At 51.5% G+C, this 12064-nt stretch carries 12 protein-coding genes; all 12 read right to left on the reverse strand.

Translation table 11 applies throughout. The features are described 5' to 3' along the window. Nucleotides 1-32 precede the first annotated feature (32 nt). Nucleotides 33-908 (reverse strand): glycosyltransferase, encoded by an 876-nt coding sequence (locus P0119_09365; protein MDF0666263.1) that lies wholly within the window; start codon nt 906-908, stop codon nt 33-35. Next, nucleotides 905-2173 carry an ABC transporter ATP-binding protein gene (locus tag P0119_09370; GenBank protein MDF0666264.1) on the reverse strand — a complete coding sequence of 423 codons (1269 nt, stop codon included), beginning with the start codon at nt 2171-2173 and terminating at the stop codon, nt 905-907. The genes P0119_09365 and P0119_09370 overlap by 4 nt, the downstream gene beginning before the upstream one ends. 140 nt (nt 2174-2313) lie before the next feature. Next, the gene (locus tag P0119_09375; GenBank protein MDF0666265.1) at nt 2314-3144 is read right to left on the reverse strand and encodes an ABC transporter permease; all 831 of its coding nucleotides are present in this window, start codon (nt 3142-3144) and stop codon (nt 2314-2316) included. A 263-nt stretch (nt 3145-3407) separates the two neighbouring features. Next, entirely contained in the window at nt 3408-4136 is a 729-nt protein-coding gene (locus P0119_09380; protein ID MDF0666266.1) for an SDR family NAD(P)-dependent oxidoreductase, read from the reverse strand. A gap of 510 nt (nt 4137-4646) precedes the next feature. Then, entirely contained in the window at nt 4647-5864 is a 1218-nt protein-coding gene (locus P0119_09385) for an outer membrane beta-barrel protein (protein MDF0666267.1), read from the reverse strand. 208 nt (nt 5865-6072) lie between these two features. Continuing rightward, nucleotides 6073-6696, reverse strand: a complete 624-nt coding sequence (locus tag P0119_09390; GenBank protein ID MDF0666268.1) for a polysaccharide export protein — start codon at nt 6694-6696, stop codon at nt 6073-6075. Between the two features lie 48 nt (nt 6697-6744). Then, entirely contained in the window at nt 6745-7470 is a 726-nt protein-coding gene (locus P0119_09395) for a polysaccharide biosynthesis/export family protein (GenBank protein ID MDF0666269.1), read from the reverse strand. 398 nt (nt 7471-7868) lie between these two features. After that, nucleotides 7869-8717: a hypothetical protein gene (locus tag P0119_09400; GenBank protein ID MDF0666270.1), complete on the reverse strand. Its 849-nt coding sequence runs from the start codon at nt 8715-8717 to the stop codon at nt 7869-7871. Nucleotides 8718-8767: 50 nt separating this feature from the next. Beyond that, entirely contained in the window at nt 8768-9691 is a 924-nt protein-coding gene (locus P0119_09405) for a phytanoyl-CoA dioxygenase family protein (GenBank protein ID MDF0666271.1), read from the reverse strand. 11 nt (nt 9692-9702) lie between these two features. Further along, entirely contained in the window at nt 9703-11067 is a 1365-nt protein-coding gene (locus tag P0119_09410; protein ID MDF0666272.1) for a DUF4910 domain-containing protein, read from the reverse strand. Beyond that, nucleotides 11028-11576 (reverse strand): dTDP-4-dehydrorhamnose 3,5-epimerase, encoded by a 549-nt coding sequence (gene rfbC / locus P0119_09415; GenBank protein MDF0666273.1) that lies wholly within the window; start codon nt 11574-11576, stop codon nt 11028-11030. The genes P0119_09410 and rfbC overlap by 40 nt, the downstream gene beginning before the upstream one ends. After that, the coding region (locus tag P0119_09420) for an SAM-dependent methyltransferase (protein ID MDF0666274.1) at nt 11573-12064 on the reverse strand (492 nt) is incomplete at its 5' end. The genes P0119_09420 and rfbC, both read right to left, overlap by 4 nt.

Raw genomic sequence — 12064 nt, forward strand, 5'->3', positions numbered from 1 at the left:
CTCAGCAACTTGTAAATATTCTACAATTACCATCAAATCCTGAAAGTTCTGTATCTAATACTACCCTTCAGCCGGCCGAGTACTTCCCCAAATGCCCAGGACCAACGGATAAGATCACTCTTACTTCGAATCTTTGGAGCACCTTTAATGAAGCCTAGTACCAGATTCATCCATGAATAAATCCCATCTTTCCATGTACGCTTTAGCATACCCAAGTGCTGATACCTTTTATAGAGAAGAACGCTGTATTCTCCCCAACCGAAAGCCTGGCGATAATTCCCCATCAAGGTATCTCTCAAGCGCACATGCACAACCGCTTCCGGAACAAAATGAAGCTTCGCCCCCTTTAACTGAATTTTCCAACAGTATTCTGTATCCTGATGGCGGATGAATGATTCATCAAACCCACCGACTTCATCATGTAGCCATCGCTTGACAGCGATGGTCCCACCCCCGGCGTGCGAAAGAGAAGGCGGCGCACCATCCGTCTGAAGCCTCAATGCTTGAGAATGCTTTCGCATCTTCGCTATCCAGAGGGGACTGAGTTTATACACATCGATACGGCACGCAACAAAATCGTACTTGGCTAATGCTTCTCCCATCGCGGCCAGCCACCCTGGAGCGACCTCATCATCTGCATCACAGAAAGCAAGCGATGCACCTCGCGCGACCTTTGCTGCTACATTTCTGGCATATCCCCTCCCGCGCCTGCCGGATGCGTCGACAAGGCGAAGATGAGGCAGACGGCCCTCATATTTTTTCACGATCTCCATTGAACCATCCGTCGATCCATTGTCAGAAACAATGACCTCCCAAGGCTCGGACCAACGCTGATTGGCGAGTGCTTCGAGTTGGGTCGCAATGGTATCCGCAACGTTGAAACAGGGGATGATGACGCTCAACTTCATCCGATTACTTTCCATTGCAACACCGGCGAGACAATTCCCAATCGACCTGGGTTCAAGGGATAGCCGACTTCCGATACATCGAATGACAGGACACTTTGCTGCGTCTCGATAATTTTCACGTGTTCGACAAAGGAGACGAGAGACACATAGTATCGGCCTGGCTTGAGAAATGATGGAAGCACCTCGCAAAGAGAACGATACTGCCCTGGCTCCCTCACACGCCCTTTCCATTCACGCATGTCCGTATCCATGGACTCAAACACAAGATTCCCCTGCGCATCGTACACTTTATATGAAATAGACAGATCTCGTATCGGAACTGTAATAGAATATGCAATTTCAATGAGAAACGTGCTGTTAAAGTGCACAACGGATAGAGGCTGTTCATCGATCGACAACAGCCGTGCAGAACTAAATCGGACTTCAGCGTGGTTCGGTTTGGATGAATCGTTGAACCAGTCTGACTTGACATCTGTGCCGACCGATGAAGACAAATACGCACTCACCACTTCGCCAGAGGGTCCGACTCGCTTGAGTCTCCCTTTCTCAAGGTGTACGGTTGTCTCACACAGCTGAGTGATCGCTCCCATGTTGTGACTGACGAGCAAGACCGTGCGGCCCTCTTTGACCACGGTCCCCATTTTGCCAAGGCACTTTTTTTGGAATCCCGCATCCCCCACAGCCAAGACTTCGTCGACCAACAGAATCTCCGGCTCAAGATGTGCCGCGACGGCAAAGGCTAATCGAAGATACATTCCGCTGGAATAGTGCTTGACGGGGGTATCGATAAAGCGATCAACCTCTGAAAAAGCGACTATGTCGTCGAACTTTCTGTCGATCTCGACTCGCTTCATGCCGAGGATCGCTCCGTTGAGATAGATATTGTCCCTCCCGGTTAACTCCGGGTGAAAACCGGTTCCCACCTCCAAGAGAGAACCGACACGCCCATAGATATCGGCAAAGCCTGTCGTCGGCTCAGTAATCCGCGAGAGTATCTTTAGGAATGTGCTTTTGCCTGCCCCGTTACCGCCGATAACACCAATGGCTTCACCACGTCTCACCTCAAAAGAAATGTCTTCTAAGGCCCAGATGATCTCATCCCCCTCAGCAGTACCCAGTCCTTCCCCTCGCAACAACTTCCCCGCTTTTTGAAACGGAGAGGCAAAGGCTGAAGCCAATGTATCCCGCAGCGTTTTGTATCGTTCCTTTTTCCCGATGCGATATTTCTTGCCGATTCCCTTGACTCGTATTGCGATATCGCCCATGATTCCTCTCCGAGTACGCAGAGTATTGGGTTGGATAGCGGTACTCGCTCAATTCTTAAACAACTCAGCGCTACCTCTTACAGTCCACCCACAGTTCAACTCTGTTTTTCCCCTCTCTGCGACAGCCGCAGAGCTCAACCTCACACCACATCCGCAAACGTTTTTTCTAACCGACGGAAGTAGAATGCCCCTCCCACCAAAAGTGCCAGCGCAGCCAGAGAAGAAACAATCAACATCGGCCCTGGGGCGGTCTTCGCCTCGAGCAAGGCCCAACGGAATCCCTCCACCACCCCAACCATGGGATTAATGCTATAGAGAGTCCTCCAAGGTTCGGACAACAGACTGCTGGGATAGGCGATGGGGGTTGCAAAAAGCCAGAGTTGCGTCAGAAAAGGGAGTATGTACCGTACGTCGCGAAATTGGACATTTAAGGCGGAAAGCCAGAGAGAGACACCGAGCGAAGTCATGAGTGTGAGCAAAATCAAAAAAGGAAGCCAGATCACATTGAGCGTGGGGACAATGCCATAATAAAGCATCATGCCGAGAAGCACCATGAAGGCGATCGAAAAATCGATGAGACCGGAGGTCACCGCCGCGATCGGGACGGAAAGTCTTGGGAAATAGACCTTTTTGATCAGATTGGCACTTCCTACCAAGCTGTTGGATGCTAGCGTCAACCCGTGAGAAAAGAAGGTCCAGGGAACCAAGGCAGCATAACTGAAAAGCGGGTAGGGAATTCCATCGGAAGGCATTTTTGCTAATCGACCAAAGAAAAGGCTAAAGACGATCATTGTAAAAACAGGTTGGATAATGGCCCATGCCACGCCCAGTGCGGTCTGCTTGTAGCGCACCTTGATATCTCGCCAGATCAGAAAGTATAGCAACTCTCGATAGGCCCACAACTCCTTCAGTTGAAGCGTTACCCATCCTTGGGACCGCTCGATCCGAATCACCTGAACGTTCTCTTCCATAGACACCTCAGATACCTTGCTCACTCATACGCAGACACACTAATATGGACGCGTCTCACAGCGCTTCGGCTTTTTCAGTTCACCCGTAACTCTTAGTTATCGAGAAAAGTCACAGAGGCTAGCTTTCAGGCACTCCGATACCCAGGAGGTACCTTTCAGGAAAACACGTACAACCCACTGCGAACCAACACAACTTTCGTTCGACACCTCAGCTTTACGGCGGTGACCGGGCGTCGTCAAAATTGTTAGCGCCACTTTCAAACTCAATACGATTTTATGAGCGGACGCATAGTGATGTTCGTCACCTCAGCAGTTAATGGCATCATCAGAGTATTAATGACAACCTCTGCGATATCTTCAGGCTGGAGAAGAAGTTCCGGTTTGTACTCCCTCTCTTGCATTGTGAACATGGCCTCCATACGTGGCGTGGCGGTCCGTCCGGGATAGACGCTAAACACCCGAACTCCGTCTGAGTTGACTTCCTCCCTGAGACTGTCCGCTATGGCCTTCAACGCATGCTGGGAGGCGGCATATTGACCAACACGCGCCCTCGCTTGAAGCCCCTGACTAGAATTAATAAAGACGATCTGGCCTTTCCTTCTTTTCAGCATCGGTAAAAGGGACTGGGTTAACAGATATGGCATTCGCACATTGGTGCGATACAACCTATCGAAATCGTCAACTGAAGCGGTTTGAAGGTCCCCCATAGAATAGGTTCCAGCACAGTGGATTAGCACATCAAGACCACCAAACTTCTGGTTAATATTTCTTGCTATACCTGTAACAGCCCCATCGCTCACCAGATCGATAACACGAACCACGACCACTGGCGACGACTTGCGCGCAAGCTCTGCCACTTCGTGCAAGGTGGTGCTGTTTCGTCCAACCAGAAACAGTCTGACCCTCTGCGCTGCAAGACCAAGCGCTATAGCCCGTCCGATCCCCTGACTTGCCCCCGTCACAACGGCGACATGATTTTCGATAGCGATCATTCGGCTTTACTCACGTTCGCTCGGAAATGGGCAAGTCTACATTCGTCCCACGTTCCAGATCACTTGGAACCGTCATCACTAACGAAGTTGCTTCGATGCCTCGGGGAGGTGTGTAATGAACCACGACATCCTCAGAACATGCACGATCGATCACGAAATCCTTCATCAAGGAAAATGAGCGGAATCCCTCTGTTGATGAGCAGACTGAACAACAGCATCAAACGGTCGACCTGTGGGGAATCGATTGTGTTTGAGCGCTGTGCATCCGTGGCTTTCCCTCATCACCTATTCGAATCCGAGCGATTCTTCTAACGTTTCCAGCAATCTTGATGTTCCCCCTCAACAGATACTCAAACCTCGAGATTCCAGTAGTTGTAGCCCATGAACATAGCAGCATAGGATATGAACCGGAAGGAAATATGCAGATGGCCCTCATTCTACTCATTTGAACTGAGGCCACATCCCGGTCGAAACCTGTCGTCCCAAAACGACCAGCAGCACCACAGCGCTTCACCTCCACTCCATCGTCAGCATAAATCCCACTTCAACGCGCGGGAATTGGTATTCAACTGCCGACCTGTTACTGTCAATATATTGGTAAAGGCCAAAGATCTCGCCTGTGAAGTTTCTGGTCAATTTATAGGCGAGTCTCGACGTCGTGGTAAAATTTTGATAGATCTGGTGGCTGCTGATGGGTAGATATTGATTATAGGCATAGGCGATCGTCCCATCGAGGGTGAGCCGTTCATAGATTCTATGGCTGACTCCCAGTCTTGCAATATTACTGATCATTGCTCCACTCTGTTGGAAAAACGATGGTCTGGCTTCCCGTGAAAGGGCTAGACGGACTGCGGTATCCCGCTCAGGCGTGGTTGTCACCTGTAAGGTACCGGTCGGAAACACCTGTCCGCCTGGTTCGACAACCGTAACCCCTCCTTGAATCTTGAAACCCCACTCTTGATACGCCTTGTCGTATTCAGCCGCGAAATTGATCACATTGGTATTAATGGTCCTGCTGCCTCCGGGTCGCTCTTGCGAAAGGAACATCTGCTTATAAAAGACCGCAACACTGTCGTTTCGCGTCAGCCGATAGCGAGGCCCTCCGTGCCAGGTGTTGTTCATCGTGTTGAAGTAAACGAGGTCGGCGAGGCCACTTTCCGTCCCTTGAAGTCGTCCCACGCTCCGAAGCCCGAAGAGATAGCCCCCTTCCAGAGAGACATCTCGTGACAAAGGGTATGATCCCGTGACATTCGTGGTGTTGAAAAGCGTATTGGCTCGAAATCCTTGGGTGCCGCTAATCAAGCTCACATCTTCCGGAACATCCCTTGCTCCCGCCAGAAAGGACGGTAGGGTGGGAGAATATCGCAAGTTCTCCGCGACGTTCAACCTTGCGCCTCTGACATACTGATCAACCCAGCGATCCAATCCAATGTTGGCAGAGAGCAACGCAGCGAAATAATTCCGATTCGAGTTTACCACCAGGGCATTGAATGTGCCCCCCATCCTCACATCCGCTTCTATGTCACGAGTTTTGTGGAGCAGATCCAGGCCACCGCCCACGGTCGTGATAAAATCCTGGGGCTGCGTGCCCGGTGCCAACAACTGCACCGGCTGACGATAGATATTGGAATCGTACCGTGACCGCACGATCGCTGTTGGGACAATGAGCGTCTCTCCATGGACAGACAACGCCGGCAATGCCTCGCAGAGAAGCACAGCCGCAATCATGCACCTGAATAACCGGCTGATCTCAACAGACCTAGAAGACCGCAATAGAATCACCAATAAGACCGCGGTAGAATAACCAACACTGCTTTTCAGAGATGGCTGTTCGCAGCCGAAGAGTCTGCAGCTCACCGATCCGATTGCCGTAGCGTCTGCATTGGACGTGAAGAAGCTAGAGCCAGCGGGCCCCCTGATGTTCTGCATGGCTCCGTCATGGTACAACGACCGTGTCGCCGGAGGCCAGGACGATGTTACCTGGTTCACCGCGACCGCTGACGAGGTCGTCATAGCGCAGTGGAATGTGGATCTCCTGACGTTTGTGACCAGGGCTTTCAATCATCCGTACAACTTGCAACTTGTTCTTGCTCGCATAGTTTGTGAAGCCTCCGGCCATGGAAATAGCTTGGAGCACTGTGACGTACGATTTGAGCTGATACTTGCCCGGCTTGGTAACTTCTCCCAACACAAACACCGAATAACTGTTAAGCTCCTTGACGTTGACCGATACCGAAGGATTTTGGATATAGCCCTTGAGACGCTCGGTAATCTGCGCCGCAAGTGCCTCTGCGGTGAGGCCCGCCGCCTGAACGTCCCCGATGATCGGCATCGACACATAGCCATCCGGTCGTATCAAGGTAACTCTTGACAGATCCGGATTCTTCCAGACAGTGATTTCTATGAGGTCCTCAGAGCCGAGAAGGAATTCCGTCGGAACATCGGAGGCCTTATATTCTCTCGATGTCACCGGTCCCAGACAACCGGCTTGGACAGCAAAGGAGCACAACAGGAGCCCCACCAATAGAGGCCGCATCATTGATAAGTATGCCGTGCGCATCCCTGTCCGTCTCGCGTAGTAACCCACAGTAATCCTTTCTGGTGTTCCCTATCGACCGGGGAAAACCACCATCGACTCACTCGGAACCACGAGCGTATCACCAGGTTTGAGTTCGAAATTATCACTGATTCCGCTGCGAAGCACGATATCATCATAGCTGGCCGTGAATCGCTTCGTGCCGGGAGCACTTTCAATAAACCGGAAAATAACTATTTGATTTCGCGCTGCCGTCTCTTTGAATCCACCTGCGATGGTAATCCCCTGGAGGAGCGTCATCTTGCTTTTTAACGGATATTTCCCGGGATGAGCAACTTCACCCAACAAGAACACATTGGAACTATTGACCTCCTTCAACGTCACCGCGACGACGGGATTTTGGACGTATTCTTTCAGTTTGTTCGTCATTTCTTCCGCCAATTGGGTAGGCGTTTTCCCTACAGCCACTACGTCACGAATGATCGGCATGGAAATTCGTCCATCAGGACGTACTTGCACCTGTCTTGACAGGTCAGGATTCCTCCATACGGTAATGTCCAGGACATCTTCGGCACCGATCACATATTCACTGCTGACCGCGTTCGACAACTTGTCCATCATTACCTGACTGATCGCTTTCTCGGTCTGCGTCGTCGCAGCAGGCAATGCCGTGGCATCTGTCGTCGATTTACCAACACCGGGTGACTTGACCGAACCCGAATCACAGAATCCGGAGCCCGAGCTGACCGTCAACACCAGCGAGCTGATGAGAAACCACAGGGCGTATTTCATAATCATAGTTCTTTCTGTCGGTACAGCGTCTGCGCCGACCCCAACATTCAAATTATACACGTCTTCTGAGACTGCATCAGACATACGAAAATCACTTCTCGACGTCTTGGTACCCAGTCGCTTCAACGACGCCGGCCTCCCGCTTCCCGGTCAGATCGATGCGCGTATCCTTGCAAAGCGAATCGGTGGCGATACAGGGCATGATCGAACGGGTGCGGAAAATGCCCCTTGTCTCTCCATGCACCGTTCCGGTTCGTAGAGAGTGACAGATAAGTACCTGTAATTATAACACTGCTCCTACGTACCTGTCTGACATTGAAACGATGAAAGGTGTCGCGTTATCCGAGTCCACGTTCCGGCTCTTCCCGCAACCCGAATACAGACCACTGCACTTGTACCGCCCTTCACTCCACCGCCAGGCAAGATGGCTGAGAATGGGATAGGAACCGGTGAACCATGGAAAGGGTTTGGGGAGTGCCGATATCAATATACCGCCCTGAGGGGAATGTGACTCCCTCAACCTTGAGCTTGGCCTTCACCGCTTCTTTCAATACAAGTCCTACCGGAATATCGCCCTGAGCGTCGATGCTGCGATTTCCAACCACCCCGTCCTTTTCCCCTCGTTTCACACGGCGCAAGAACTGATGCAAAAAGGCAGTGAACACGGGTGACCACACGGCACACAACCAAGCATATCGTAATCGCGACGTTCTTGGCTTTAAATGAATCGCGCGAACGCGAAAAGCCGCGTCAATATCGATCATGTCCATGGCTTTGGCGTCATGAGCTGGGAATAGCGCCAACACCACGTCGCCTCCAGAGCAATCTAACCGATCCAGCAGCTTACCAAAAACATCTTGCGGACGAAAAACAATATCTGGGAAGCCGAACGCTACGATTTTATCCTTCACGAAGGGGTATGCCCTATCGATCGTATCAGGCGGACCACTCGAACCCTCAATCACCAAATAGGCAAGGTTCATCCCTAACATTCCTCCATCTTCCCAATAAGCTGGAATGTCCCATTTGCCCTGCCGAATGACGATAAATCCCTTCCGAATACCCGCTCTTTGTAGACATTCAAGCAGATAGTGGCTGACCACCCTGAGGCGTGGCCCCGGCCGACCGGCCATCGCCCTTAAACCGACAGGAAGCAATTCCTTGCTGCAAGGGAGCGGGGTCAGTCGAAGAGACCTGCCGGCTGCAGGAAGCACCGCCACCACTTCATCCCGCCGATTGGTCCCATCTCTCATCTGAGCAGTTGATCATCTAAAATTAAACTTCACCGTCATCATGGCCCGTGTTACAGCTTATGTTGGTAAGTGAGCGCACCGGCATCGGCAGTTTCGTCATCATAGAGTGATACAAGGTCGGCAGGGATATGCGAGAGATCGCTGGTCCTCAAATAATCCCTCATGGTAGTTCCGGTGCATGCTTCATCCACCCGAGGGGCTCCTTTCCTTCCTGCCACATCATCAAGATTCACGACGCGAAAGTCTATGCTGAAGCGAGTTTTGCCCGAAGTGTTGGGCACACTCGAATGCATCTGGGCTGCCGAAAATAAGATGATGCCGCCTGGCGGCACGATGAGGCGAATCTGAGGGTCAAGTACAAGCGACTCGGTCGGCCTTGGGAGCGGCCTGGGGTCTTCTTTTAAGAACTGGGCGACATGTGCTCCGCGATTTTGCTGGTTCCACACATAATAATTATACCCTTTGGAGCTGTTCTTCACTGGAACGTTCCAGTACTGTGGATGAAAAGCCATGGCATTGTTCGACTGAATATCATAGATCGGGATCCACCAATTGATTTGGCAGGGAGGCGCGGAATACCACGTATCTCGATGTGGATGCCAGGCATAAGCAATGCCCGTTGTCAGATAATTATCGCTGGTAGAGCTTCGCATCTTCGGCACATCAAAATAGGTCTTCTGAGGATCACAGCCCATCTCGTCAAAAATGCCGCGCATGAGCGCTTTCGATTCGGAGTGATGGATGAAATTCGGCTTCAACTTTCCCAGCAGGTCGGCGTACTGCTCAACGGAAAGATGTTGCTGGGCCGTCTCCGGATCATAAGGGGCAAAAGCTTCCTTGATCAATGTTTTGGCAAATTCGATAAAAGCGAGAGTACTCCTCCTCGGCGAATATACGAGCAGCTGACCATGATATAACTCTTCGCGGCGGCGCTCGTCCGAGAATGGAGGATCGTAATAGATAGTGTTCATCATCGATTCTCCATTTAGATGCCTCTCGGCATTCGAGATTCTTTCAATAGTCCAACCTCCAAGAGCGCTTCGGCTGCGGATTGAATGTGGCCGAACGGAAGGTCGGCGCGTTCCGCGATGTCAAGCAGTGTATGGTGTCCATCGGAGGCATTCAAGACCCAGAAGAGAGCCAATTCCGTCCATTGCTTTTCTTGTTGACCGGCAACGGCACGATAGAGTCCTCGCCTTCCCAATTGCGGTTCGCATTTCGGGTTTTGATTCATGTATGTTCTATTCCCTTCCAAGACCTCAAACACCCTCAGACATCGGGCATACGACTGACCAAGAGAGTCCGCCTTCACGAAGTCAAGATCGTCCGCAGAGGAGTGATACTCCGGATACTGGCCATGCGGGGCGCGCATAAAACATCCAACAGGCAGGTCAAACCCAGGAGAACAATACTGCCGCTCGTCATACCCATAAGGGAAAAAATCGATGATGGTATGAGCCTCTCCTGAATGCTTCAGTATATGCGCCATCGCCCGGTCGATCTCCGCGTTGCCTCGGCGACTCTTTTTGTAGGTAATGTTCCCCACATCGCCTACCCCTGTCAAGACGAGCCCATGTTTAATGCGAGACACCATCTGTTCATTCTGGGCCAACCACGTAATCGACCCAATGGTTCCTGGAATGAAAAGAAAGCGGTATGAAAATCGTCTGGGGCGTGTCGCTACAGTTTCTGCCAGCTTCACGGCCACCGTAATGCCAGACAAATTGTCGTTGCACAGAGAAGGATGGCAGACATGACAGGAGACGAGAATCTCATCAGACATTTCACCCGGCAAATAGGCCTCGCCATAAGTAAGCGAACCAGCCTGGAGACTCGAATCGATGACGACCTCGTATTCGTCATCGCCCAATCGTTCGAAATCTGCGTGTCGAAGACAAAAGCCCCAGTTCTCCTTGTAATAAGAGGTCCTGTAAGGGATCCACTCTGGATGATCTGGTAGTGTGAATAAATGGGGGCCCAGTTCTGCCAGAAACATCTTTTTTCTAACCGGCACACTGTAACTCATCAGATGTAAATTGTGCGCCTTGAAATCGATGACTCGCTTCCCTTCCCGATTCATGACATAGGCATCGGTTACGTTCCACTCCAGCGGAACCGTCCAATCAAACACCTTGGTTCCACTAGGAACCTCGTGCATCTCAAGCGGAATGCGCTTTCTGATCGCTCGGATGGTTTCTCTGACACCCGCACCGGTAATACTCCGGCATATCGGATAAAGCTCGGCCATGAAGTTATGCATCTCTTTGCCTAACTCTTCACCTCTCGATGCCTCTCTGGGGCCGGCTGATGTCATGACGGCAATGCGCTGTGTTTGTGAAATGCCGGCCACGTTCGATCCTTCTCCGACATGACCATAATCGGTGCAGGCCAGGCAATGTTGAACGCAGGATCATCCCATCGAAATCCTCGAGCACTAGTCGGCACATGGAACTCCGACATGGAGTACGCCACTTCGCTGTTTTGTTCGAGCGTGAGAAACCCATGGGCACAACATTTCGGAATGTAAACGGCCCGGTGATTGTCTACCGAGAGCGTCATAGCGACGTGCTGACAGTACGTCGGCGATGCAGGTCGTAAGTCGACGATGACATCATAGATGGCCCCAGCCGTACAGCGAACCAACTTGACTTCCTCATGCGGAGCGGATTGATAGTGAAGCCCTCGCATGGTGCCTTTCCGGGTGTTCACCGAAACGCTTGACTGTACCCAGGCGATCGCAAGTCCATGAGCCTCGAACTCCCGCTGGCACCAAGTCCTCATGAACATTCCTCGGTCGTCTCGTACCGGCTCAGGATCGATCAGGTATACACCCATGAGGGCGGTTTCTGTGAAAATCATGAATGCACTTTCACCTCAGGAATCGGAACAACAAACTTCCCTCCCCACTCCCGAATGTAGCTCATCTGCTGCATGACTTCTTCCCGAATATTCCAGGGAAGAATCAGAAGATAATCAGGACGTGTGTCACGCACTCGTTCCGGCCCATAAATCGGGATATGCACGCCGGGCAGGAAATGACCTTGCTTATGGGGACTCCGGTCTACCGTGTAGTCGATCAGGTCCATCCGAACCCCGCAGTAGTTGAGTAACGTATTGCCCTTTGCGGGAGCACCATACCCTACAACGTGCTTGCCTTCTTGTTTCGCAGAGATGAGAAAGGAGAGCAACTTTCTCTTGGTCACCTCAACTTGCGGACCAAACGACAGATAGTGATTCAACTGACCGAATCCAGCAGCTCCTTCTCGCGATTTCAGTTCCTTTGCCCGGGATTCTACGGGCTTGGAAGGATCCTCATCGTGGCAAGCATAGATTCGCAGCGAGCCCCC

The organism is Nitrospira sp. (genome assembly GCA_029194665.1).
Classification (GTDB): domain Bacteria; phylum Nitrospirota; class Nitrospiria; order Nitrospirales; family Nitrospiraceae; genus Nitrospira_D.